The sequence below is a fragment of the Gemmatimonadota bacterium genome (genome assembly GCA_021295815.1).
Lineage (GTDB): Bacteria > Gemmatimonadota > Gemmatimonadetes > Longimicrobiales > Gaopeijiaceae > JAGWBQ01.
The window spans coordinates 21,311-46,379 of the sequence record JAGWBQ010000019.1; the positions used below are offsets into that span (position 1 = coordinate 21,311).

Below are 25,069 nucleotides of genomic sequence, written 5' to 3' on the forward strand. Positions count from 1 at the left end.
TTAACGCACCTCCCGCACCGGAACGCCCGCCCGGGCGAGCTCGGCCTTGATCTCTCGGATGCTGACGATGCCGTCGTGCAGGATCCCGGCCAGGAGCGCGGCGGAGGCGCCGCCTTCGAAGATGGCCGCCCGCAGGTGGTCGCTCGACCCGGCGCCGCCCGAAGCGATCACCGGAACCGTAGCCCGGTCGCAAACCAGCTTCAGCAGGGAAAGCGCGTACCCGGAACGGGCTCCGTCGTCGTCGATGGAGGTGAGGAGGATCTCGCCCGCCCCCCGGTCTTCGCACTCGAGCGCCCAACCCACGGCCTCGAGTCCGGTGGGTTTGTGGCCGCCGTGGGTGTAGCAACGCCAGATGCCGTCCTCCAGCGCCGCGTCCACGCTGGCGACGATGCACTGGCTCCCGAAGCGGATCGCGCCCTCGGTCAGGATCTCCGGGGTAAGAACCGCCGCAGTGTTGATGCTCACCTTGTCCGCGCCCGCCCGCAGCATGAGGTCGATCTCGATGACCGATTTGACTCCGCCGCCCACCGTCAGCGGGATGAAGAGCACGTCCGCCGTTCTTCTCACCGTCTCCAACAGAGCGTGCCGGCCCTCCTGGGAGGCCGAGACATCGAGGAGCACGATCTCGTCCGCCCCTTCCTCCTCGTAGCGAACGGCCAATTCCACCGGATCTCCGACATCGGTCAGGTCGCGGAAGGCCGTCCCCTTCACAACCCGCCCGTCCTTGACGTCGAGGCAGGCGACCACCCTCGGCAGAATCATCAGGCCTCCCCTTCCTCGCCGCGCTCCATACGGACCCTCCCCTTCGTGCTGAAGATGGACTCCTGCTCCACGAGCGCCTGCTTCAGAGCCGTGCCGACCGCCTTGACGACCGCCTCCACCACATGATGGCGATCTCCGCCCCTGATCACGCGGACGTGCAGGGTGGCGTCGAGGCTCATGGCGAAGGAGTGCAGGAAGTGAGTGTACAGCGGCGCACCCGCTTCGCCCACGAAGTAGGGCCGGCCCCCGACGTCGATCGCCGCCTCCGCCAGCGTCTCGTCCATGGGAAGGAGGCACCAGCCGAAGCGCGCGACGTTTTCGCCCGCGAGATCGCGGATCGCGACGCCGAGCGTGAGGCCCACGTCTTCGACCAGGTGGTGACGCAGGTCGCCTTCGGCTTCGACTTCCAGATCGAGCCCCGAGTAGCGGGCGAAGGTCTCGAGCATGTGGCGCAGGAACGCGTCCTCGACCTCGACTCGGCTTCGACCCTCACCGCGCGAGACGCGAATGCGCACTTCGGTTTCCGAGGTCCGGCGAATTATGTCCTTCACGGACGGCTCCCCTCCCTTCGCGGTCCGGTCTTCCGGGCCGGCGATTCGCCGCCCGCGAAGAGTCCGGCCCCCTTCGCAGCGGACGACATGGCCGGACGCTTCGGGGCGCCCCACCTCCGCGCGAGTTCCGCGGCGTCGAGTCTGCCGGTGTAGAGCGACATGCCCAGCACGGCGCCGGTCGCTCCGTTTCGTTCGAGGAATTCCAGGTCGTCGACGGTCGCGATGCCCCCGGAGGCCCAGACCCCGCACGGAGACGCCTCCACCACTTCGGCTGCGAAGGCTCGATCGATTCCCGTCATGCGACCCTCCACGCCCACATCGGTGAAAAGGATGCCGGCCAGGGGCAAGCCGCAAAGGCCCTCCAGAAAAGGTACCAGGTCGTACCCGGCGTCGTTTCGCCATCCGTGGGAGAGGATGCGACCGTCCCGCGAGTCGACCGCGACCACGATTCGCCCCGGGCTCGCGCCGAGGAGCGCTTCGAGCCAGTCGCGTTCCCTCACCGCCCTCGTTCCGACGATGACCCGCGAGGCCCCGGCATCCAGAAGCTCGAGCACGTCGCCGCCCCTACGCAGACCGCCCCCGACCTGAACCTCGGCCTCCGAGCGAGCCAGCAGGTCGCGGATCAGCGCACGATTGTCGCCCTGGCCCAAGGCGGCGTCGAGATCCACGACGTGCAGCGTTCCGAATCCCAGACTCCGCCAGCGCTCGGCGACCGCCGCCGGGTCGGTGATCGATACCGCTTCCGCGTCAGGGTCGCCGCCGACCAGCTGGACGCAGCGGCCACCCCTCAGATCGACCGCAGGCGCGACGATCATTTGGCCTCCCTGCGGACCGTCTCGTCTTCGCAACCGACCGCCATCGCCGCACCGCGCACCGCTTTCGCCTCGCGCACCCAGTTGACCAGGAGCCGCAGCCCCGCCTTCGAGCTCTTCTCGGGATGGAACTGAAAACCCCAGGCGTTCCCTTTCCTCACCGCCGCCGGAAAGCGCTGGCCTTCGTGCTCCGAAAAGCCTATCACCACCCCTTCCTCGACAGGATTGCAGACGAACGAGTTAGCGTAGTAGACGAGAAGCGGATCCACGCCTCGGAAGACCGAGTCGGTTCCGACCTCGACCTGGTTCCATCCCATTTGGGGCACCCTCCGGGTCTGAAAGCGTTTGATCCTGCCGGAAATGACTCCGATGCCCTCGCCCGGCGCTTCCTCGCTGCCCTCGAAGTAGAGCTGCATCCCCAGGCAGATGCCCAGACACGGCATTCCGCCTCCGATCGCTTCCCGAAGCGCGGTCCGATCGTCCGGAAGCGTCGCGCTGGCCTGTCCGAACGCGCCCACGCCGGGGAGCACGAGGGCTTCGAATCCGAGCGCATCCTCCCAGGAAAAGACGATCGTGACCTCGGCTCCCGCGAATTCGAGAGCCTTCCTGAGCGAGTGGAGATTGCCCGCCCGATAGTCGACGAGCCCGACCTTGAGCGCCGAATCGCTCATACGATCGCCCTCCGAGCTTCGGCGCCCTCCAACCCGGTCGTCGCACCGGCGGCCCCGCTCGCGAGCAACAGGTCGAGAACTTCCAGGAAGCGGCGCATGGCGGGCCAGGGACCGACCGTCACCCTAAGGCTCTCCGGCAGACCCGGGACCCGCGGGAAGGGGCGCACCCACACGTCGTTCGCCAGGAATCCGTCGAAAAGCGCCTTCGCCGTTCCTCCTTCGGGAACGCGGAAGAGCACGAAATTGGTGTGCGAAGGCCAGGGATCGAGTCCGCGACCTGCAAGCTCGCCGGCGAGCCGATCCCGGTTGGCGACGCACTCCGCGACCACCTGCGCGATCCACTCGTCTCCCTCCCGAACCGCCAGAGCCGCCGCCTCGACCGCCAGGCGGGAGACCGCGAACGGGCCGCGCGCCTTGTCGATCTCCAGAGCCACCTCAGGGCCGGCGACACCGTAGCCGCACCTGAGCCCGGCGAGACCGTAGGCCTTGGACAGGGTGCGCAACACCACGAGCCTGGGATGGGACGGAGCCTGCTCGATCACGGTATCGCCGGAGAATTCGGCGTAGGCTTCGTCCACGAGCAGAAGGGGCGCGGTCCCGGGATCATCTCGGAAACGCTCGTCGGCCGATTCCAGCACCTGTTCCAGCCACCCTCTGGGCGCGAGCTCGCCGGTAGGATTGTTGGGGCGGCAGACGTACACGACGGCCGGGTCGCCGCGAAAGAGGATCGAGGCGTCTTCGAGAGCTTTCGGCCAAGCCACCGGCGAGGGCTTCAGGCCGTTCATCACCGCCATAGGCGCTACCATCGAGAAGGTCGGTGCCGGATAGCGCACAGCCGCGCCCGGTGCGCCCGAACAACGCATCGAGTAGTCGAGAACCCCGTCCGAACCGTGGCCGCTCGTCACGCACTCCGGGCCGAAACCGTATTTGTCGGAGACCGCCCGGGCGAGAGTTTCGGCGTAGGTGTCGGGGTAGCCGGCAAGGTCGCGCTCCCCGGCCTCCCGTATTCGCTTCAGGGCCAGCGGATGCGGCCCCCAGAGGTTGGTGTTGTCGCCCAGCTCCGTCCGAGAAGGCTCTCTCCCGGTCTCATAGCGGCCGAGTCGGCTGAAATCGGGTCGGGGAAAACGTGTCACGCCGGTTCTCCATGGTCGGTTGGGCCACGGTCGTAGAGTCGGGCACGGGCTGCTTCGGCATGGCCCGGCAGCCCCTCGGCCTCCGCGAGCGCGGCGGTGTCGGACGCGAGCCGGGCCGCGGCCGCCCGGCTCACGCGCTGGACCGTCCACGACCGCATGAAATCCCGTGTGCCGAGGCCGGATTCCACCTCGGCCCGTCTTCCGGTGGGAAGCACGTGGTTGGCCCCCGTAAGGTAGTCGCCGAAAGCAACCGACGCGTGCGGCCCCAGAAACACCGTACCGGCAGCCGGTCTCGCCGCGGCGATCAGTTCGTCCGCCCGCTCCGCCATGACGACCATGTGCTCCGGGGCGTACCAGTCGGCGAAGGCCAGAGCTTCGTCCGTGCTCTCCGCCAGGACCAGCCCTCCCCTCGCCGCGAGCGCGGCCGTAACGATGTCGCGGCGCGACGCCCTCTCGACGATCGACGCGAGCTCGCGCTCGACCGCGCCCGCCAGATCCCGGCTCGTGGTCACCAGCACGCAGGCCGCCTCGGGATCATGCTCGGCTTGTGCGACGAGCTCGAGCGCCGCGAGAAACGGATCGGCGCCCTCGTCCGCGATGACCAGCGCCTCGGACGGGCCGGCGAGAGAGTCGATGCGCACCCGCCCCTGGACCTGGCGCTTGGCCTCGGTGACCCAGGCGTTGCCGGGACCGACTATGGCGTCCACCGCGGCCACCGTCTCGGTGCCGTAGGCCATGGCGGCTATGGCGCCCGCCCCGCCGAGGGCGAAGAGCCTGTCCGCCCCGGCCAGGGCGCACGCGGCCATGACCTCTCCGGACGGATGCCCGTTCGGACCTGGAGGCGAGCAGACCGCGACCTCCTCCACCCCGGCCACCCGCGCCGGCACCACGCCCATCAGGACCGAGCTGGGATACGCGGCCCGTCCGCCGGGAGCGTAGACTCCCACCTTCGCCAGCGGATCCCATTCCTGCGAGAGCACCACGCCGGGCTCGGTCTCAACGGTGACCGGCCGCGGCCTGGTGGCCTCGTGGAAGGCGTCGATGTTGCGTCTTGCACGCTCGAGCGCGGCGCGCACCGGGGGATCGAGCTCTTCAAGCGCCCTCGCACACTGGTCCGGCGGCACCTCGATGTCGCCGAGCTCCACCCCGTCGTATCTGCGGGCGAGCCTGCGGAGAGCCGCGTCTCCCGATGTCAGCACATCCGTGATCGTCTCGCTGACGGATTCTTCGACGGGTGAACCCGGCCCGTACGCACCCGCTCCCGCCTCGTCGCGCGTCAAAGCGGCCCAGCCCCTGCCGCTCAGCGCCTCGTCGGCGGACCCGAACTCCGAGACGATCGAACCCGCATCGGCCCGAACGGCCAGCTCGACCATCGGCGTCGTCGCGTTTGCGCCGGTTGCCGCCGAGCTCACGGCATCAGCCTCTCTATGGTCGTGACCACGATCCCTTGCGCCCCCAGCGCCTTGAGCCTCGCCACCACCCGGAAGACGCTCTCGGCTTCCACGACGGCATGGACCGCGAGCCATTCGTCCGAGTTGAGGATGCGCATCGTTGTCGGACCCGAGAGTCCGGGCAGCACGTTTCGTACTTCGTCGATCCTCGTCCGGGGCACGTTGGCCATCAGATAGCGCTTGGCCCTTCCCCTGATGACCGACTCGATCGCCGTGGCCAGGTCGGAGAGCGCCGAGTTCGTCGACGGGTCGGGGCGCGCGACGAGTCTGGCGGTGGAGCGCAGGACCGAATCGATTTCTCGCAGTCCGTGGAGACGGAGCGTCGAGCCGGTCGACGAGAGATCGACGATCGCGTCGGCAACGCCAAGGTGCGGAGCGATTTCGGCCGCGCCGCTGACCGGCACGACCGTTGCGGGCAGCCCTTCGCCGGCGAAGAATTCCTTGGTCAGACGGGGAAAGGAGGTCGCGACCCGAGTACCTGCGGCCAGGTCCCGCACTTTCTCGACCGCCGACTCCTCCTTCACCGCCACCACCAGCTTGCAGGAGCCGAACCCCAGATCGAGAAGCTCGTCGAGCTCGCGACCGCTCTCGCGCACGAGATCGTGCCCCGTGATCCCGGCCTCGGCCGCACCGTCGGCCACGTATGCGGGGATGTCGCCCGCCCGAACGAAGATGGCCTGGAAGTTCTCGGCCATCGGTGCGGCGAGCGAGCGTTCGGCCACGAACCGGGGGCCTACGCCGGCGAGCCGGAGCAGCTTGATGGCGTGCTCCCGAAGCCGACCCTTGTTGGGGATGGCCACTCGCACCTCGTCCGTTTCACCGGATCTGCGCGCCTTCGCTTCAACGGTCACCTGCGACCCTCCGATTGTCGCCGCGCACGGTGTCCCGCGCGGAGGTTGACTGGCGGCGTAGTAACCGTAGCCGCGGACGGAGGTAAATCTAACCCCGACGAACGCGCTCTCCATGGCAGCCCGCAGCGAACCTCGCACGAGCGCCAGGAGCGGCTCGGCAACCGCAGCTGCACGCGCGGCGCGGACGACGGGTGCGGTCCCTACCCGGCTTCCGCCAGGAACCGGCCCGTCGCGCTCCCTTCGGCGGCCGAAAGACCCGACGACGGCCCCTGATAGACCACGGACCCGCCACGATCACCCGCACCGGGCCCCATGTCGACGACCCAGTCGGCGAAACGGATAACATCCAGGTTGTGTTCGACCACCACCACCGTGTTGCCCGCCTCGACCAGCCGGTCGAGGACCGAGAGAAGCCTGGAGACGTCCGTTCCCGAGAGGCCGGTGGTCGGCTCGTCCAGGATGTAGAGCTTGCGTCCGGCTCGCCCCACGGCCCGGGCGAACTCGCGGGCGATCTTCAGCCGCTGCGCCTCGCCGCCCGAGAGGGTGGTGGCGGGCTGCCCCAGCCGCAGGTATCCGAGTCCCACCTGCTGGAGCTGCCAGAGTATGCGACCGAGCCGCCGGTTGTGTGCGAAGAAGGTCAGGGCCTGGTCGGCGGTCATCTCCAGCACCTGGTGCACGTTTCGTCCGTCGAGACGCACATCGAGCAGCTCTCTGCGATAGCGTCTTCCGGAGCACTCCCGGCAGGGAACGTACACGTCGGTCAGGAAGACCATGTCCACCGCCACGCTTCCGGCCCCCTTGCACTCCTCGCAGCGCCCGCCGGGCACGTTGAACGAGAAGTCGCCCACGCGGAAGCCTCGCTCCTTCGCGGCAGGGAGAGATGCGAAGCTCCGGCGCACGTGATCCCACGCCTTGACGTAGGTGGCCGGGTTGGAACGCGGCGTTCGTCCGATCGGCGACTGGTCGATGACGACCGCGGCATCGAGCGCGGCCGCCCCTTCGAGAGAGTCGTACGCCCCGATCTCGTCTCCCAGGTGACGGCGGGCCGTCGTCGCGCCCTCGAGCTCCCGCTCCAAGGCCCGGTGGAGCACGTCTCGCACCAGCGTGGATTTCCCGGAACCCGAGACCCCGGAGACGGCGGTGAACGCCCCGAGCGGCAGGGAGACGTCGATCCCTCTCAGGTTGCGGAGACGCGCCCCCCTGAGCGTAAGCTTCCGCGTCTTCACGCGCCCGACCCGGGGCCGGCTCGGAACCCGCCCCGCGAGGTAACGCCCCGTCTCGGTCTCCTTCCCGGCCAGATCCTGAGCGCGACCCTCGAAGACGACCTCCCCGCCCCGTTCGCCCGAAGCCGGACCGAGCTCGACCACGTGATCCGCCGCGCGTATGGCCTCCTCGTCGTGCTCGACGACCACCACGGTGTTGCCCGCGTCCCGCAGACGCGCGAGCAAGTCGAGCAGACCGGCCGAATCGCGGGGGTGGAGGCCGATCGTGGGTTCGTCCAGAACGTAGAGGGTGTCGAAGAGCGCGCTGCCGAGCGTGTTTGCGAGGTGAACCCGTTGCGCTTCGCCGCCCGAAAGCGTCCTCATCTGCCTGCTGAGCGAGAGATAGCCCAGGCCGACCCGGTTCAGCACATCGAGCCTGGAGCGGAGCTCGGAGAGGACCGGGGCGGCGATCTCGGCTTCCATCGGAGAGAGTTCGAGGGAGTCCGTCCACGCGGGCAGCTCGCGCACGGACCTCTCCGAGAGAGCCCCGATGGTCATCCCGCCCACTCGCACGCGTCGCGCCTCCTCCCGCAGCCGCTCGCCTCCGCAGTCCTCGCAGATCACGGGCCTCTGATAGCGGCGCAGGAAGATGCGGATGTGCTGCTTGTACCGTCTTCGCTCGCATGTTCTGAGAAAGGGAATCACTCCCACGAAGCCTTTCGCGCCTTCGATGACGTCCTTCCTGAACCCCTCCGGGAGCTCCGTCCAGGCAGCCCGTTCTGACACCCCTCTCCCTGCGGCGAAGGCAAGCAGCTTCGCGCGCCTCTTCACGTATCTCGGCTTCTCCCAGGGATCGACGGCACCCTCGGCCAGGGAACGGGTCGGATGCGGCACGATCAGGTCGGAGGAGTAGGTGAGCACGGCTCCGAATCCCGAACAGGTGGGGCAGGAGCCGACCGGACTGTTGAAGGAGAAAAGGTTGGGCGCAGGCTCGGCGAACTCCAGATCCGGATGTTCGGGGCAGACGAAACGTTCGGAGAAGCGGAGAGAACCGCCGTCCCTGAGAACCACGACCTCGCCTCCGCCTTCGGCGTAGCAGGTCGTCACCGAGTCCGCGAGACGATCCCCCATCTCGCGACTGACGCTCAGCCTGTCGACCACCACGAGCAGCTCTTCGGCGGACGCGAGCGCGGCGGTGGAGCCTCGGTCCGGACCGTCGTTTCGCAGGTTCACATCGGCGCCGTCGACCACGGCGCGCAGGTAACCGCTCGCGAGCAGACGGGCCGCGACCCGATCAGGCGCGACCCCGCTCCGACCCTCCAGCGGGAAAGCCACCCGGATCCTCTCTCGTTCAGGTAGATCCCGGACACGGTCGACGACCGACGACACCGTATCGCGGCGCACCTGCCGGTCGCAACGCGGACAGTGCGTGCGTCCCGCTCGAGCCCAGAGCAGCCGCAGGAGATCGTGAACCTCGCTGGCGGTGCCGACGGTCGAGCGTGTGGAGCTCGTCGGATTCTTTCGTTCGATGGCGACCGCCGGAGGCAGGTTGTCGACAGCCTCGACGTCCGGCCTCTCCATTCTCTCCAGGAACTGCTTGGCGTAGGTGGAAAGCGATTCGACGTAGCGACGCTGGCCTTCGGCGAAGAGGGTGTCGATCACCAGCGAACTCTTGCCGGAACCGGAAGGACCGGTCACCACCGTGAAGGAACGCCGCGGGATGTCGAGGTCGAAACCCTTGAGATTGTGCTGACGGGCCCCTTTGACCGAGATGGGTGGTCGGGGGCTTGGAGCGGCACGGGCGGTCATGTCTGAATTTAGATCGCGGCCCGACCGCCGGACCTCCGAGATACCGGCGGTACCTGCGCACGCGGAACGGAGCATTCGACCGCGTAACCGTGTACGACCTTCACATGAAGATCCGGCGTACCTGGGCTCTCGAGCTCTCCTTGCTTGCGATGATCGCGTCCGCCGACCGGATCGAGGCGCAGCGATTCACCGGCCAGGTGATCGAGCAGGGGCTAGGCGTCCCGGTGGCGACGGCGATAGTGACGCTCGTCGATGGCGACGGCGAGGTGGCGGCCGTCTCCATCGCGGACGAGGAGGGCATGTACCGGCTCGACGCGCCTTCTCCGGGCATATACCGGATCGAGGCCGCGCGCATCGGCTACGACCGGGTCGAGACTCCGCCCCTGGAGGTCAGGAGTGCCGAGCGCACCTACCGGGTCGACCTGGAGATGAGGGTGGCTCCGGTCCTCCTCGAAGGGATCGAAGTGGAGGTCGGCCCCTCCCAGGCGGAACGCGCGGTCCGGTTCTTCATCGGACTGCATCCGGCCTCTCTGCGCAACGAGATCGTCCACTACGAGGAGATCCAGTCTCACCTGGCCCGGGGGCACTCGCTTCCGGACCTCGTGCGCTGGACGAATCGGTCCGGGATAATAGTTTTCCATACCTCCGACGGTCCGTGCTTCAGCGCCCGGGGGACTGGGTGCATGCCGGTCTACCTTAACAACTTCCAACTGCCGCAGGGTTTCAGCGACGCCGTTCCGCTCGACATGGCCCACGCCGTGGGCGTCGTGATGCCCGGCGAGACGATTCTCTACCCTCAGGGCGCGATCATCGTCTTCACCGAGGCCTGGCTGCGTTAAACGTTGCCTCCGTCCTCGGTGTCTCTTATCCTACGAAGAGATACCGGGCGCGGACGCTCGACCTGACCGCGCTCGAACCGCCGCCGCGCTCACCGGCTGTCCGGCCTGTGCCCCCCCTGCCCAACCGCAAATGAGCAAGTTCACCTCACGCATCGCGCGATCGACCCTTCCGGCCTCGGTTCTGGCTCTCATGCTCGCCGGCGCCCCGGCTGCGGTTCAGGCCCAGGATCTCGTCGGCACCTGGGAACTTGCCGTGGAAAACCCTCAAGGCTCGGCTTCTTCGACCCTCTCCTTCACCATGATGGACGGCGAGCTCAAGGGCGAGCTCCGCACCGCGAGGAGGGGGAGAGCGGGAGGCGACGGTCGCGAAATGACGATGGCCATCTCCGAGATCGAAGTCGAAGGCGATTCCTTCAGCTTCGTGGCCAGCATGTCGATGGGCCAGCGCTCATTGGCGATGAGCTACTCCGGCACCATCAGCGGCGACGAGATGGAAGGAACCATACAGGGCCCTCGCGGCGACCCCCGCGCCTTCACCGGAAAGCGCAAGACGGACTGACCGCGCTGGCGGGAACGAGGTAACGGCCGCCGCCTGGCGGCCCCCTTTCCCGGGTCCGCGAGCCGTGCCTCGCGGGAGCAGTTCCCGCCAACCAGGGGTAGCCGAGCGACGAACGCCGACCGTTTTCCCAAGGAGCTTTCCGCATGCGACTCTTCCTCGCCAGGACCGCGACCCTGGCAGTCCTTCCGCTTTCGTGGTTCGCCGTATCCGAAGCGGAGGGGCAGCAGCTCCGGCAGCTCCTCGCCAGCGATTACGAACGCGCCGAAAGCCGCCTTCAGAGCCACGTGTCGGACCTCGTGGCCGGCGACGTCGGCTCTTACCGGTGGCTGGCGGACGGTTCGTTCCGGTTCGGCGTCTCCGGAGCACCGGGCGCACCTGACCGTGTCTTCATCGCCGACCCGCGAACGGGCACGACGACGGCCGTGTCCGAGCTTCCTCGCGCTCCTGCCGACCCGCGGACCCGCCGAGAGCTCGTCGTCTCGCCCTCGGGTGGACGTGCGGTCTTCATCCGCGACCACGATCTCTGGCTGCGCGAGCTCGACAGCGGGGAGGAGAAGCGGTTGACCGCGGACGGAATCGAGGACTTCGGCTGGGGAACCAACAACGCCGGCTGGGTCCGGGGCCCGGGTCCCGTGGTGAAGTGGTCTCCGGACTCGCGGAGGATCGCCACCTTCAAGCACGATTCCCGCGGTGTGGGACACATGACGCTTGTCAGCACGAAGGTGGGGCACCCCGAGGTGGATCGCTGGCGCTATCCCCTGCCCGAGGACACCGTCATCTTCCGTATTCACCGAGCGGTGATCGACGTCGAGGCTCCGGCGGGAGAGGGAATCGTCCATCTCGCCATGCCCCCCGACCAGCATCGGACCACCTGCTCCGACCACGTTGTCTGCGGGGGCGAGCTCGGTGACGCCGAGTGGTCGGCCGACGGCCGCACCCTGGCTTTCGTTTCCAGCTCCCGCGACCACAAGCGCGCCGTCATGCGCATCGCCGACGCCGAGACCGGGGAGGTGCGCGATCTCTTCACCGAGACCGAAGAGACCTTCATACATTCGATCGGCTGGCGCTTCCTCTCCGGGACGAACGAAATCCTCTGGTACAGCCGACGCGACGGCTGGGGGCATCTCCACCTCTACGACACCGAGAGCGGCGAAGCGGTCAGGCGGGTGACCTCCGGCGACTGGACCGTGCTCGACATCGTCTCCGTGGACGAGGACAGGCGCGAAGTCTGGTTCACCGCAGGAGGTCGCGAGCCCGGCGACCCTTATTTTCACTACCTCTACCGAGCCGGCCTCGACGGCGGCGCCCCGGTGCTGCTCACGCCCGATTCGGCCCATCACGCCGTCTCCGTGGGCCCGAATCACGCCTACTTTTACGACGAGCGTTCGACCCCGACGACGCCCCCGACGGCGGTCCTCCGCGACCGAAACGGCGAGGTGGCGGTCGAGCTGGCCCGAGCCGACATCTCGGCCCTGGAGGCGACCGGATGGACGCCGCCGCTTCCCTTCGCGGTCAAGGCCCGAGACGGCGAGACCGATCTCCGCGGACTGCTCTTCCGCCCGTCGAAATTCGACCCGCAGAATAGCTATCCGGTGGTCAACTACCTCTACCCGGGTCCTCAGAGCGGCAGCGTGGGCAGCCGCGCCTTCCGCACCGCTCACCGGGACCTGCAGGCGATCGCCGAGCTCGGCTTCGTGGTCATCGAGCTCGACGCCATGGGGACGCCCGGACGATCGAAGGCGTTCCACGAGTTCTACTACGGCGACATGGGTGACAACGGCATACCCGATCAGATCGCCGGAATCCGGCAGCTCGCAGAGCGCCACTCCTGGATCGACCTCGACCGGGTCGGCATCTACGGTCACTCGGGGGGCGGGTTCGCCGCAGCCGGTGCGATCCTGCGCCATCCGGACTTCTACCACGTCGCGGTTTCGCAGGCGGGCAACCACGACAACCGCAACTACGAGGACGATTGGGGCGAGAAGTGGCAGGGGCTGCTGGAAGAGTACGAGGACGGCACCACCAACTACGACAATCAGGCGAACCAGCTCCAGGCCGGCAATCTGCGCGGCAAGCTGCTGCTCGCGCACGGAACTCTCGACACCAACGTTCCGCACTCCAGCACCATGCTCGTGGTCGACGCGCTGATCGCCGCCAACAAGGACTTCGACCTGCTTCTGCTTCCCAACCGCGGTCACGGTTTCGGCAACGAACCCTACATGATGCGGAGGCGCTGGGACTACTTCGTGCGCCATCTCCTGAACGCCGAACCGCCTGCGGGCTACGAGATCGGCAGGTGGGAACGCCCTGTGGGGTAGCGCGACGCGGTTCCGCAACTGCACGCGGCGCGACGGGCCGGCGCGACCGTCTGGGCGTCGTCGTCCTGCTGGGCGTCGCATTTTTCGGCTGTCATCCGGCGCTGCGCCTCTCTCCGAACGACGCCGACCGGGTGCTCGATCGGCACACGCTCGCGGCTCCCGACCCCGGGCAGCCCGGGCCCTTGGAGGTGCTCACCCTTTATTACGGCAGCGGCACGGACCTGAGGCGACCCGAGTACCGGGACTCGGTGAGCATCGTCACACCTGCGGTCGACGCCTCCAAGCTCGTCGATCTCGGGAGCTCGGCAGACGAGCGGAACGACTACTGGGGCTTCACGCCCGAGGAAATGCCGCTCAACGCCCGCGTGTGGTATCCTGCGGGCGACGGCCCCTTCCCGCTCGTGCTCGTGGTCCACGGCAACCACAACATGCGCGACTTCTCGGATCCGGGATACGACTACCTGGGCAATCTGCTGGCGAGCCGAGGCTACATCCTCGCCAGCGTCGACGAGAACTTCATCAACGGCGGCATCAGGGGCGAGAACGACGCGCGCGGCTGGTTTCTGCTCAAACACATCGAGCAGTTCGAGCGCTTCAACGAAGAGTCCGGCAATCCCTTCTTCGGTCGAGTGGCGATGGACCGGATCGCCCTCATCGGCCATTCGCGCGGCGGTGAGGCCGTGGCCAACGCCGCAGCCTTCAACCGGCTCGCCCGCTACCCGGACGACGCCACCGTCGTCTTCGACTTCGAGTACGGTATCCGGGGCATCGTCTCGATCGCGCCCGTCGACGGCCAATACCTGCCCACAGGCCGCAAGGTCGTGGCGAAGGACCTGAGCTACCTGACCTTCCACGGTTCGCACGACGGCGACGTGACGAGCTTCCACGGCCTGCGACTCTACGACCGTGTCGTGCTCGGCGATCCCGACGAGATGCGCTTCAAGTCTGCCGTATACGTCTACCGCGCCAATCACGGCCAGTGGAACACGGTCTGGGGGGCTCACGACCGGGGGCCGCGCAGCGGACGTTCGCTCGACCTCCGTTCGCTGATCACACCCGAGGAGCAGCGCCGGTTCGCGGAGATCTACGTGTCGGCCTTCCTGGAAGCGGTGTTGAAGGACAACCTCGACTATCTCCCCATATTCCGGGATCACCGCGTCATCGGCGACTGGCTGCCCAAGACCATGTACGTGACCCGCTTCGAGACCAACGCGTTCCGGGAGCTGGCCTCCTTCGAGGAGGACATCGATGTCGAGACCGGCACGGCCGCAGGCGTCGGGCTGCGCGGCGACTCCCTCTCGACCTGGAAGGAATCCACCTTGACGCTGAGGTCGAGCAACCGGGCCACCACCTCCTCCTCGCAGGAATCCCAGGCGGTGACGGTCGGATGGAGCGCCGGGGGCGAAGACGAGGACGACGAGAGCGACGGCGACGGCGGACCCACCCCGTCGGAAGGTGATCGCTCCGGAAGCTCAGGCGCCGAGAGCGATCCGGCCCTGAACGACGGGGCGGGAGACGGGGCGGCCGCAGCAACTCGCGGACTGCCGGATGACCGGGAAGCCAGGTTCGCGGTCGAGTTGCCTGCTCGGATGGCGGCCCGCTGGGCTCTGGGCAGGCTCCATTCCTTCAATTTCTCTCTCTCGCCGACTCGGCGGGGCCGGGGCGATCAGTCCGACTCCGCCGCCGCGCCGCCGCTGGTCTGGGTGGAGGCCGCGGATGACGCCGGCCGAACCGCCCGGCTCGCCGTCGCCGACTACGGCGCCCTCCGGCTTCCGCTCGACATCTACATTCTCAGACGACGAGACCGGGAGCGGGAAAGCTACGCCAACCAGTGGGAACTGACGCTCCAGGATTACGCGATACCCCTCGGGGATTTCCTCGAAGCCGAACCCGAGCTGAGCCTCAGGAGGCTGGTCGAACTTCGCTTCGTCTTTGATCGGAGCGAAGACGGCGAGGTGGTGATCGACCGGATCGGTATCAGCGAACTGCACCCGGAGTTCTGGACGGCCCGCTACCGGTAGTCCTCAGCGCCAGGCCAGCCCGAAGCGGTGGGTGCCGCCCGCCTCCGCCCAGTCGACGGGCTGAAAGCCCCATTCCAGGGCAATCTCGTCCCCCCAGAACGAAAACCCGAGCGTGACGGGCGAGGCCCCGCCCGCGACGACCCTGCGCAGTCCCGCCCGAGCCACGAAAGTCCGCCCCGAAACCGGCCAGTAGCCGACCTCGACGCCGCCGGCCGGAATGGTGGCGGAGCCGAGCACGCTGAGCTCGCCCGCGAACCCCAGGTCGAGAGGACCCGCCTGGATTCCGTACCTGCCCAGACCCACCCTCATCCGCCGCGGCTCGGCGTTCAGCTTCTCGCGCCCGAGGTTCTGATAGGAAGCCGCCACGGTCACACCGACCAGCTCCGTCGAGACACCCAGGTCGACGAGCGGCTCCCGCCATCGCGCGCTTCCCAGGCCCTCCTCGGCCAGCTTCGTCGTCACCCCGATGTCGAGCGGTCCCAGCTCGCGGGCATAGCCCAAGTGGACCGAGAGCGTCGAAGCCCCCGAGCCGCCGCCGCGAATTATCTCGCCCTGCCCCAGGTCGACGGGAGAAACGTGGGAGCCGACCGGCGACCAGGAGTGGTGGGCGCTCAAGGGAACGACGGTGTAATCGCTAATGCGCAGCGAGTTCACCCCCAGGGCGACGGTGCCTCCGTGCCAGGACCGGGCCGCGGCCAAGGTCGCCTGGACGGCGTCGCCGCTCCAGAACTGGAGTTGGGCCCCGAACCCCCTGGCACCGCCGTTCACGACGGCGGGATGGTAGAAGACCGCGTCGGCCCGTGACGCACCGAGCTGGTAGGCGCCGCCCAGCCCCAAAGCCCGCACCGAAGCGCTCGCCCAAGGGATGCGCGGGAATTCGGACGTGGACTGACCGAAGGCCGGGGCGGCCATCGAGAGAACGGCGACGACCAGGGCAAGAACGCTTGTCGGCAGGGCAAGATCGCTGACCTTGACGCCCTTGCAACGACGACACCGATAGACCCGGCGGCGGCGAACGTATGCGAGATCCGGGCGGGGCGGCACCTCGTCGGCGTCCATCGGGCCGCCGCACCGAACACACCTGTCATCCAGCGCATTCCCGGATTCGGAAGGCCGTGCGGAACGAGCCTCGGAGCGCGCATTGGAAGCGGAAGACTTGCGTTCAACCATGGTTCCCTATAAGGTAAGCGGCGCAAATGTCGCCGGAACGCCGGAGCAGCTCCACCCGCTCCCGCGCCGACCTCGCCCTCGCCGAAGGGCGTACACTCGAAATGGAAACTAGTGGCGAAAGAAGCAATAGCGATCGAAGGAACCGTAAAGGAGGTGTTGCCAAACGCGACCTTCCGAGTTCTGCTCGAGAACGGACACGAGATCCTGACCTACCTCTCCGGCAAGATGCGGCAGAATTACATCCGCGTCCTGGAGGGCGATCGGGTCAAGTGCGAACTCTCTCCTTACGATCTTTCACGCGGTCGCATCACGTACCGCTACAAGTAGCCGTCGAGGGCGAACCGCCCCTAACCCGGACCGCCCGAAACCCGGGATTCCCGGGGTGCGTACCATGCGGACATCCCGGCGACGTCGACCCCGGCGGCGCCGAACCCCTCCTCCCGCACTTACGGAGCTCCTGAATGCGCAACTTCGCCTACGCAGCCATGGGCGGCGCCGTCGTTCTCCTGGCGCTCAAGCTGCTCGCGCCTCTGGTCCTGCCCATCTTCGGCATACTCTTCGGCATCTTCGCCACCTTCCTCAAGGTCGCCCTCATCGGCGCCGGCGTCTGGCTCCTCTGGAGGTTCATGAAGAGCCAGAAGAAAGGCGACTGCTGCTGACGGTTCCGGCCGGGCCTCAAGGGCCGGTCCCGCGAAACGGTCGGCGGCGGCTTCTCGCCGCGACCTCCATCTCCGGCGGCGGCTTCAGTCCTTCATTCCGGTGTTCGGATTCCGGACGTCCATTTCCAGGTATTCCACCAGCGACAGCGCGGTGCTCACCGACGGACTGACCACCTGGTCGGCTCCGGCCCGCTTCATCTTGGCTACCGACTCCTCGTTCCGAACCCTCGCGACTATCCGCAGGCCTTCGGGACCCAGAGTCCGAGCCGAAAGGCAGACGAAGAGCGAATCGGCATCTCGCGTCAGGCAGGCGACGAGTCCCACGGCACGGGTCACGCCGGCCCTCCGAAGCACCTCGTCCGAGGTCGCGTCGCCGCGGTAAAGGTCCTCTCCGCCCCCGTCCTCCTTCAGTTGCCTTATCTTACCCTCGTCGACCTCGATCATCACGCATCGAAGGCCGTCCGCGCGGATCTTGCCGGCCACCAACCGACCCGTCCTGCCGGCGCCGCACACGATAACGTGACCGTTCACTCTTCTCAGCTCCCTGCCGATGGACCAGTCGCCCAACGCCCGTTTGAGGTCGTACTCAACCAAGGCCTCGGTTATGGTCGCGAACCAGACGGCGATCGCGGTGATGCCCGCCACGAGCAGCGATAGGGTGAGCGCGCGACCAGCCGTCGAAAGTGGAAAAATCTCGCTGTAACCTACTGCGGAGACGGTTATCGCCGCCATGTACAGGGAATCTCCCAGGGACTGCCCTTCGATGAGCATGTACCCGATCGTTCCCCCCGAGACCACGAAGACGACGAAGCACGCAGCCAGCATGAGTCGCCGGACCCACTTCCTCAGCATAGCGGTTCGCGTTCGCCGAGCCTTGGGTGTCGGTGCGCACGGGTGGTTGCGGTTTGGTTACGCATTCGCCATTATATGAGGTGAAGGGCTCATCCACGCCCGTTCGGAGTCACTCCAACCCCAGAGGAATCCCTCCCGATGAACAAGTCCGATCTTGCCGCCGCGGTAGCCGCCAAGGCCTCCATCTCGAGAAAAGAGGCCATGGACGCCGTAAACGCGATCTTCTCCTCCGACGACGGCGCCATAGTCGAGGCGCTCCGTAACGGCGACCGCGTTCAGGTTATCGGCTTCGGCACCTTCGAGCGACGCAGCCGCGCCGCGCGCACCGGCCGGAACCCGGCCACCGGCGCGACCATCGAGATCGCGGCGTCGCAGTACCCCGCCTTCCGGGCCGGAAAAGGCCTCAAGGACGCTTTCTAGGACGATCACGGCGTTCCGGCGGACGCCTTCCGGGGCCTCCGCCGGGTGCGGCGCGTTCTCGCGTCCTGCCCGAAGAGCGATCCGATCGGACGTTCCGGTCGTTTTGGGTTCGCGTGTCACGTGGACGATCGAAGTCCACGCGTACCGCCCTTCCCTTCAGGCTGCACCCGTTCAGGGCGCGTACGACGGTCTTGGCCACCTCCCGGCGGATTTCCACCAGGGTGTGGCTCTCCTGAATGGATATCTTGCCGACGTCGGTGCCGGCCACCTTGGCCTCCCCGGTGATCGCCCCGAGGATGTCGCCGGGGCCCGCGCCGTCGCGGCGGCCGCAACTGAGGAAAAGCTTCTCCCACTCCGGCTGATCCGAGGAGGTCGTCTCCGCCTGCGGCGTCGCCGCGTAGGGCGTGGCGGCGTTCGCGCTCGCTCGCCATAGGGAGACCGCCGCAGCCGCCACCTCCGCCGGCTCCATTTCCTCGAAGAGCGGCTGGAGCGCCGCCAGGTAAGCTGTCGTAGCCTCGTTCCCGGCCGTCTTCCGGATGGGATCGAGCAGGGCGTCGACCCTGTCCGGCGTCCTTGCGCGCGCAGGCCAGGGAACGCCGGCGTAACCGGCGGCCTTCAGCACGGCCTTCAGGTGCGCCACCTCCCTCGGCAGCGCCACGGCGGCCGAGATCGGCGACAGCTCGTGGCGAGCGTGCAGCTCCTTCGGCGAGTGCGGCAGATCGCAGCTCAGCACGGCGAGATGCGACGGAGGGATGCGGGGGGTCGAAAGGCTCAGCGCTTCCTGCGTCGAGGCGACATCGCGGGCGAGCCAGATTGAGCAGTCGGCATCCCCGACTCCCCCGGCGCCGAACCCCCGCAGGGCCGCCAGGTCCCCGAAATCCGCCAAGGCGTCGTCGCCCTTGCGGAAGACGATGACGTGACGGACGCCCTCCGCCATGAGTGAGCGCGCAACCTCGAGCGCGGCCTCCTCTCGGTCCTCCAGGGTGACCCGGTAGCGCAGACCGCCGCGGCCGCGAGGCGGTTCCGTAGCGGTCGGCCATCCGGTTATGCTCGGGGCCTTCCTGAGATGAGCCCTGCAGAGATCGCGCACTCCGCTCGTGGCCGGGAAGGCGGTGACGATCCGCTGAGTGTCTCCGGGCAGCGCCCCCAGCAGGCGTCCGACCTGTTCCAGGCCATGCTGTTTTTCAAGGCGGGAAAGCTGGTCGATGACGAGCGCCGAGATCTCGTTAAGGCCTCGTCCGCTCGGAGTAGAGTGGAGCACCGTCAGCGAGCCCGAGGGAGAGAGGCCCGGCGCGTTGTTGTCGCCAGGCGCGGAGCCGTCGGGAGCCGAGACAAGCTCGGCGATGTCGTCCGGCGTGGCGAAGAGCAGGTTCGCCCCGGCCGCGTTCCTCCAGACGCCGCCCGTCGCCGCGATCGCGAGACCGCGGGCGGCGGCCACCCGCGCGACGTTCTCGGCCAGATAGCCGGCTCTTTCCTCCGTCGCGGCGACCACGAGAGCGATCCCACCCGTAGAGTCGCCGTTCCCGTTCGCGAGGCGGTCGATCAGGCCCGATGCCCACGCCCATGTGACACCCGCGCCGCTACCGGCTTCGATGAAGACGTCCTTTCCGCGCCGGACCGCTGGAATCGCCGCGATCTGGACGGCTGTCGGAGTCTCGATACCCTCAAGTGTCAGGGCCTCGATCACGGCATCGGAGAGGCCTAGCTCGTCCACGCTCACGGACTATTACCGGCTGGACGCCGAAGCGCTCCAGGCCCGCTTCGAGCCACGCGGGCCTCGTCCCATCAGCCGGGTCGACGCCGGACCGCGCTTGTCGCCGGGCTCGTACGGCATCCAGCTCAGGATCCGCTGTACTTCGTAATCGAGTCGGGAGGTGCGAAGCTTGTCGGTGGTGGCGGTGACGGAGGTGTAGGGACCATGGCGGTGCGCGGAGAGCGCCACCGTGCCCTCCTCGCCCGTGAAAGTCGCCTCGTGGTCCGATTGCCCGGTCTTGGATAGCTTGAGCACGTTGGACAGAATGTCCGCAGCAAGCTCGAAGGCCTCGGGCGGAGTCAGAACGGTCTTGCGCTGGTATGAAGCCATGGTGTGTCGGTTGGAGCGGTGGGTCCGAGCTCATCCGCCGTGAAAAAGGAAATCCGCGATCTCCAAAGCCCCATGGTAACCGCGAAAGACGCGGAACTCCGGATCGTCGGGCTCTCCCAGCGTCAGGCAAGGTAGCTCAATACCCCGCTCTCGGGCCCTCGTGCTCCGTGTTGCGAGCTCGGCCGCGTGGATGTCCAGATCGAGGGTGACCTTCACCTCGCCCTCCGAGAGTCCAAGGCGCCTGCCGATCTTGACCAGCACGTCGATCCTCCCGATGTCGCGCCCCTCCGCGAAGAAGGCGTGGAAGAGAGCCGCCGTCGCGCGGGCCGCTTGGTCGTGCCCGCTCGCGAACAGCACGAGCTCGTGAGCCTTGCCGGGATCGGGCACGAGCAGGGGGGGCGTTTCGGTGAAATCCGAAGCGAGAGGAAGCGCTGGAACCGCCTCGCGGGCGCTCTTCAGACGGCGGGCCCAAGCGGGGTCCGCGGTGTCGGTCAGGACGCCGCGAGACGTGATGGGTACGCGTTCGACTGCAGCGAGATCGTATCGCCTCGGCCCCGACCGCGCCAAGCTCCCCAGCTCAAGCTCGACGGCATAGGAGAGCGGGTCGGTCAGGTCGAAATGGAATCGGGGGGCTGAGGAGGCTCGTCCGGAGGGGTCGGTCAACCCGCCTCCTCTTCCTCGGACCCCGGACGGGTCGCCGGGGTGCCGTCCAAGGAAATCGGGGGCGGCATGGCATCGCACTCTCGAGCGCTCACCGTCTCCAAGCGGCGGCATCCGGCATCCCGCGGCTGAACAGCATGTCCAGGCCGGGTTCCGCCACGCCCGCCTTTGCGTCAGCGGCAAGTCGGTATTGGGGCGGCAGGTCGCGAAGGATGGCGCGCACCTGCCCCGTGCGCGGATCGCGCAGGATGGCCATGGCGCGGTCGCTGTCGCCGTCGAGCGCGACGGTCCCTCCGGGCCCGGTGAGCGTGACGGCGGCGAGCGCGGCCTGCCAGGCGGGCCGGGCGGGCACGACGAAGACGAACGACGATTCCCCGTCGCCGTCCGCCAGCACGGGCATGGCGAAGCTGATCGAGAAGAGCGTCTCGCCGTCGGTGGCGGTTCCGACGATCCGATGATCGCCGGCGGAGTCGGGCAGCAGCGGCGGCGCGTCGACCGCGAACGCGGGTTCCAGAACACCGCCCCACAGCATGAGGGAGGCCGCCGGTTCGGCAACGATGGCGTCGCCGCCGCTCCCCTCGTCGGCGAGGCGGAAGCGGAGCGCCTTGGTGAAATGGTAGTCGCTGACCCAGTGGGGGCCGCAGTACGACATCACGTCCGGCCTGCTCGGGTGCACCAGTCCGCCTCCTTCGAAGTCGTAGCCCCAGACACCGCTCGATCCGTCGGGGTACGGGAACGCCGGGTCCACCCCCCCGGGGCCCCCGCACGGCGCATGCCACAAGCTCATGCTGTGGCCCAGTTCGTGCGAGATGGTTCCGCTGTTCGGTCCTGCGGCGCTGACCCGGCCCGGCCGGAACGCCACACCGCCCCGGAACCGTCCCGACATCATGCCCATCCAGTGGCCGCCACCCGCTTCGAGCGCACGGATCACGCCCGTTTCGCGAAGGAGGTCGCGCGGGTTGTTGCTCGACGAGAGCACGGGTGCGTGCGCCGTCACTTCGAGAGCGCCGACCGGCAGCAGGGTTCGGGTTTCGTAAAGCAGTTCGTGACCGTGGGGATCGGCCGCCATGCCGGCCGTCTGGCCCAGGATCGCCGAGTCCGGATCGACGCTCCACAGGAAGGGGATCACCGTGAGGTCGAGGACGGGCATTTCGCGCACGTCGACGGGAAGGCGGCCGGTTTCGGGGATCCGTCTCGCGACGCCCAGCCCCGGGTCCAGCGTCCCGTCCGGGTCGATCTCGACGACCATTTCCAGTCCCGGGCGGATCGCGGCGGCCGGGATCGCGGCGTTGGCGGACGCGGCCAGCGATCCCTGCTCCACGACGGTCGGAATCGGACCGGCGCCTGCCGGAATCTCGGCCGTGTGAACGAGCGCCCCGTCCACATGGAACGAGGCGCGGACGCGTGGCTGGGGCTCCCGGTTCTCCCGCGTTGCCGTGACGAACGTTCGCAACAGCGCTTCCTCGCCCGCAACGAGCGGGACCGGGAACTCCCGCGACTGCACCGTCTGCACGAGATACGCCATCGTGCGCCTGCCTCCGCACAGTGGAATGCGCCCGTTCAACAGGCGGTCCAGCCAGTCGAGGAAGCCGGCGTCGGACGGCGCGCAGAGTCCGGTGCCGTAGGCCGCGAACATTTCCAGCGAAGTCAAAGCGGTCAGTTCCGCCGGAAGGGCGCCCGACATCTCCGCGTTGCCCGACAGGAAGAGCTCTTGGAGGCTCGTCAGTCCTCCGAACTCGGGGGGCAGCGAGCCGACCAGCCCGTTCCGGGCGAGAGCCAGCACTTCGAGGTTGGACAGGCTGCCCAACTCGGCGGGGATCGGACCCGCCAGTTCGTTGCCGCCGAGGAACAGACCGCGCAGTTTGGCAAGGTCTCCAAGCTCGGACGGGACCGTCCCCGCCAATTGATTGTTCGAGAGGTCGAGCCTCGTCAGGTTGTGGAGTCGCCCGAGTTCGGCGGGAATCGCGCCTTCCAGGCTCCCCCACAGGATGAGGTCTCTCAGTTCGGCGAGATCGCCGAGCTCTGCCGGGATCGGACCCGCCAAGAAACGACTACCACCGAGGTTCAGCCGCACCAGATGCTTCAGGCTTCCGAGCTCGGGGGGGATCACCCCCGAGAGACGGTTGTAGGTCAGTGACAGGCCGGTCACGCGACCCTGGTCGTTCACCTCCACTCCATACCAGTCCCCGAGCGGCGCGTCCGTCAGCCAGTTGTCGTTCTTGTACCAGCCAGGTCCGCCAAGTGTCTCGTATGCGAGCTCCAGGATCTCGCGGTCCGACAGCGGTGCGCACGCGACGCCCGTGCCCTCGTGGGACGGTATCGCGTTCAACCATTCCCGGAACCCCGCCTGAGACGGTGCGCAAACGCCGGTCCCCTCGTAGTGAAGCGCGCGCAATGGCAGCGTCGCCAGCGACTGCGGAAGCGGGCCGGACAGGGCCGTGTTGCCACCGATCCTCAACTCCGTCATCCGAGCCAACGTCCCGAGACTCGCCGCAAGTCGTCCCGAGAGTCCGTTTCGCTCCAGGTCGAGCGCCGTCACGCGACCCAGCGAGTCGGCCCGGACCCCGTGCCACTCTTTCAGGGCCGGGCCGCCGACCCACCCATCGGCATTCGTCCAGCCGGATCCGCCCGCTCGCTCGAACAGCAACTCGAGCGCCTTCCAGTCGGACTCGTTGCAGAGAGCGTCCGACCCGTCCCCGAATCCGATGCCCTCCAGCCATGCAACAAATGCCGAAATGCCGGGCACGCAAAGGCCGTCGTTTCGGGCGATGGAGAATCTCACAAGCTTGTCAAGTTGCAGAAAGCTTTGCGGAATCGGGCCGGTTAGATTGTTACTATGCAGCCGGAAATCTGTCAAGCTGACCAGACTACCCAGCTCGGACGGAACCGGGCCTTCCAGCTCGTTCCCATACAGAATGAGCGTCCTCAGGTTGACCAAGTCCCCAAGCTCGGACGGAATCGGACCGTCGAGGTTGTTGTAGTTCAGTAGGAGCCAGTTGAGGTTCTCGAGGTTGCCGAGTTCGGCCGGAATCGGACCGGTGAGGTAGTTAGTGCTCAGCTGGAGCCGGTAAAGGTTCACCAAGCTTCCGAGCTCGGCCGGGATCGGGCCCTCCAGCGCGTTGTCTTTCAGGTGCAGCGTCCGTAGTTGAGCCAGGGTGGCAAATTCGGATGGAATCGGACCGTCCAGCGCGTTCCTCTCCAGATCGAGCGTCCTCAGGTTGACCAAGTCCCCAAGCTCTACCGGAATCCGACCGGTGAGCTCGTTATCGCCCAGACGCAAATCGACGACGCGCCCCGACCCGTCGGTACGCACACCGTACCAGTCCTCGAGCGGCGCGTCGGTCAGCCAGTTGTCGTTCCTGGCCCAGTTGGGGCCGTCCGTCGCCTCGTAGAGAGCCATCAGCGCCGCCCGGTCGGGGTATTCCACCGTGATCTCGGAGATGCCGAAGGCTTCGCCCGCCGTCGCGGTGATCGTCGCGGCGCCTTCGCCGACTCCGCGAACCAGACCCACGCCGTCCACGCCAGCCACCGACATGTCGCTCGTCGACCAGCTGAAGGCCGCACCGCTCACGCGGCGCCCGTTCTCGTCGAACAGCTCGGCCGCCAGCCGCACCGTGTCGCCGGGCGCGATCGTGTCGGCGGACGGACGGACGACGACACCGACCGAGAGCGTCACCGTGATTATCGCAGTGTCCGACGCCGATCCCGCAGCGGCCGTGATCGTCGCGGTTCCGACGCCCGCCGCCGTCGCCAGCCCGGATTCGTCCACCGTCGCGACGGTCGTGTCCGAACTCGACCAGGAGACCGTCGCGCCCGCCAGGACCCGCCCGATCTGATCCCGCACCTCGGCCGTGAGCCGCGCCGTGTCCCCCAGCGCCGCGAACGCCACCGTGTCCGGGGCCACCGCCACGGTCGTCGGCACAGGAGCCGCGACCGCGAGCTGCGCGGCACCCGCGACCCCCTCAGCCGTCGCCGCGATCTCCACCTCGCCCGCCCCGGTCCCGCTCACCAGGCCCGACCCGTCCACCGTCGCAACCAGCGTGTCGCTCGACTCCCACGTGAACTCGACCCCCGCCACGGCGTGGCCGTTCGCGTCGGTCGCCTCCGCCGTCAGCCGCAGCGTGTCGCCCGTCACCAGCGTGTCGACGGCGGGACCAACCGCCACCGCGCTCACCGCCTGGGCCACCGTCACCGCCGCGCTCCCCGACGTCGACCCCGCCGTCGCCGTGATCGCGGCCGTCCCGTC

At 67.9% G+C, this 25,069-nt stretch carries 21 protein-coding genes; 7 read left to right on the plus strand and 14 right to left on the minus strand.

Going from position 1 to position 25,069, the window contains the following annotated elements:
* The 8 genes from hisF to uvrA all read right to left on the minus strand — a co-directional run bounded on the left by hisF (window position 1) and on the right by uvrA (window position 9,242).
* Complete coding sequence (hisF, locus tag J4G12_08615) at window positions 1-762, minus strand: imidazole glycerol phosphate synthase subunit HisF (GenBank protein MCE2455857.1); 762 nt, start codon at window positions 760-762, stop codon at window positions 1-3.
* Complete coding sequence (locus tag J4G12_08620) at window positions 762-1,313, minus strand: imidazoleglycerol-phosphate dehydratase (GenBank protein MCE2455858.1); 552 nt, start codon at window positions 1,311-1,313, stop codon at window positions 762-764. Before J4G12_08620 ends, hisF begins: the two co-directional genes overlap by 1 nt.
* The gene (locus J4G12_08625; protein ID MCE2455859.1) at window positions 1,310-2,128 is read right to left on the minus strand and encodes a 1-(5-phosphoribosyl)-5-[(5-phosphoribosylamino)methylideneamino] imidazole-4-carboxamide isomerase; all 819 of its coding nucleotides are present in this window, start codon (window positions 2,126-2,128) and stop codon (window positions 1,310-1,312) included. Before J4G12_08625 ends, J4G12_08620 begins: the two co-directional genes overlap by 4 nt.
* Complete coding sequence (gene hisH / locus J4G12_08630; protein MCE2455860.1) at window positions 2,125-2,796, minus strand: imidazole glycerol phosphate synthase subunit HisH; 672 nt, start codon at window positions 2,794-2,796, stop codon at window positions 2,125-2,127. The genes J4G12_08625 and hisH overlap by 4 nt, the downstream gene beginning before the upstream one ends.
* Window positions 2,793-3,929, minus strand: a complete 1,137-nt coding sequence (locus J4G12_08635; protein MCE2455861.1) for an aminotransferase class I/II-fold pyridoxal phosphate-dependent enzyme — start codon at window positions 3,927-3,929, stop codon at window positions 2,793-2,795. The genes hisH and J4G12_08635 overlap by 4 nt, the downstream gene beginning before the upstream one ends.
* Complete coding sequence (gene hisD / locus J4G12_08640) at window positions 3,926-5,341, minus strand: histidinol dehydrogenase (protein ID MCE2455862.1); 1,416 nt, start codon at window positions 5,339-5,341, stop codon at window positions 3,926-3,928. The genes J4G12_08635 and hisD overlap by 4 nt, the downstream gene beginning before the upstream one ends.
* On the minus strand, window positions 5,338-6,345 hold the full coding sequence (locus J4G12_08645; GenBank protein ID MCE2455863.1) for an ATP phosphoribosyltransferase: 1,008 nt from the start codon (window positions 6,343-6,345) through the stop codon (window positions 5,338-5,340). Before J4G12_08645 ends, hisD begins: the two co-directional genes overlap by 4 nt.
* 86 nt (window positions 6,346-6,431) lie before the next feature.
* Complete coding sequence (gene uvrA / locus J4G12_08650; protein MCE2455864.1) at window positions 6,432-9,242, minus strand: excinuclease ABC subunit UvrA; 2,811 nt, start codon at window positions 9,240-9,242, stop codon at window positions 6,432-6,434.
* A gap of 104 nt (window positions 9,243-9,346) precedes the next feature.
* Between uvrA and J4G12_08655 the strand changes: the two genes are divergently transcribed.
* From J4G12_08655 to J4G12_08670, 4 genes are all read left to right on the plus strand, one after another.
* Window positions 9,347-10,081, plus strand: a complete 735-nt coding sequence (locus J4G12_08655) for a carboxypeptidase regulatory-like domain-containing protein (GenBank protein ID MCE2455865.1) — start codon at window positions 9,347-9,349, stop codon at window positions 10,079-10,081.
* Window positions 10,082-10,211: 130 nt separating this feature from the next.
* Complete coding sequence (locus J4G12_08660) at window positions 10,212-10,640, plus strand: hypothetical protein (protein MCE2455866.1); 429 nt, start codon at window positions 10,212-10,214, stop codon at window positions 10,638-10,640.
* A gap of 143 nt (window positions 10,641-10,783) precedes the next feature.
* Window positions 10,784-12,958 carry a DPP IV N-terminal domain-containing protein gene (locus J4G12_08665; GenBank protein MCE2455867.1) on the plus strand — a complete coding sequence of 725 codons (2,175 nt, stop codon included), beginning with the start codon at window positions 10,784-10,786 and terminating at the stop codon, window positions 12,956-12,958.
* On the plus strand, window positions 12,937-14,979 hold the full coding sequence (locus J4G12_08670; GenBank protein ID MCE2455868.1) for a hypothetical protein: 2,043 nt from the start codon (window positions 12,937-12,939) through the stop codon (window positions 14,977-14,979). Before J4G12_08665 ends, J4G12_08670 begins: the two co-directional genes overlap by 22 nt.
* Window positions 14,980-14,982: 3 nt before the next feature.
* Here J4G12_08670 and J4G12_08675 read toward each other — a convergent pair whose 3' ends face one another.
* Window positions 14,983-16,038 (minus strand): hypothetical protein, encoded by a 1,056-nt coding sequence (locus tag J4G12_08675; protein MCE2455869.1) that lies wholly within the window; start codon window positions 16,036-16,038, stop codon window positions 14,983-14,985.
* 222 nt (window positions 16,039-16,260) lie between these two features.
* Here J4G12_08675 and infA point away from each other — a divergent pair, with 222 nt between their 5' ends.
* On the plus strand, window positions 16,261-16,476 hold the full coding sequence (gene infA / locus J4G12_08680; protein MCE2455870.1) for a translation initiation factor IF-1: 216 nt from the start codon (window positions 16,261-16,263) through the stop codon (window positions 16,474-16,476).
* A gap of 134 nt (window positions 16,477-16,610) precedes the next feature.
* Window positions 16,611-16,808 (plus strand): hypothetical protein, encoded by a 198-nt coding sequence (locus tag J4G12_08685; protein MCE2455871.1) that lies wholly within the window; start codon window positions 16,611-16,613, stop codon window positions 16,806-16,808.
* A gap of 84 nt (window positions 16,809-16,892) precedes the next feature.
* Here the strand turns inward: J4G12_08685 and J4G12_08690 are convergent, their stop codons facing one another.
* Complete coding sequence (locus J4G12_08690) at window positions 16,893-17,660, minus strand: potassium channel family protein (GenBank protein MCE2455872.1); 768 nt, start codon at window positions 17,658-17,660, stop codon at window positions 16,893-16,895.
* A gap of 138 nt (window positions 17,661-17,798) precedes the next feature.
* On the opposite strand from J4G12_08690, the gene J4G12_08695 reads away from it, so the two are divergent.
* Window positions 17,799-18,080, plus strand: a complete 282-nt coding sequence (locus J4G12_08695) for an HU family DNA-binding protein (GenBank protein ID MCE2455873.1) — start codon at window positions 17,799-17,801, stop codon at window positions 18,078-18,080.
* Here the strand turns inward: J4G12_08695 and J4G12_08700 are convergent.
* The 4 genes from J4G12_08700 to J4G12_08715 all read right to left on the minus strand — a co-directional run bounded on the left by J4G12_08700 (window position 18,064) and on the right by J4G12_08715 (window position 24,958).
* Window positions 18,064-19,800, minus strand: a complete 1,737-nt coding sequence (locus tag J4G12_08700) for a DEAD/DEAH box helicase (protein ID MCE2455874.1) — start codon at window positions 19,798-19,800, stop codon at window positions 18,064-18,066. The two genes, J4G12_08695 and J4G12_08700, sit on opposite strands and share 17 nt — an antisense overlap.
* 6 nt (window positions 19,801-19,806) lie before the next feature.
* Window positions 19,807-20,163 (minus strand): hypothetical protein, encoded by a 357-nt coding sequence (locus tag J4G12_08705; protein ID MCE2455875.1) that lies wholly within the window; start codon window positions 20,161-20,163, stop codon window positions 19,807-19,809.
* 30 nt (window positions 20,164-20,193) lie between these two features.
* Complete coding sequence (locus tag J4G12_08710) at window positions 20,194-20,826, minus strand: DsbA family protein (protein ID MCE2455876.1); 633 nt, start codon at window positions 20,824-20,826, stop codon at window positions 20,194-20,196.
* Between the two features lie 88 nt (window positions 20,827-20,914).
* Window positions 20,915-24,958, minus strand: coding sequence for an Ig-like domain-containing protein (locus J4G12_08715; GenBank protein ID MCE2455877.1), 4,044 nt, complete (start codon window positions 24,956-24,958; stop codon window positions 20,915-20,917).
* Window positions 24,959-25,069: the final 111 nt, after the last annotated feature.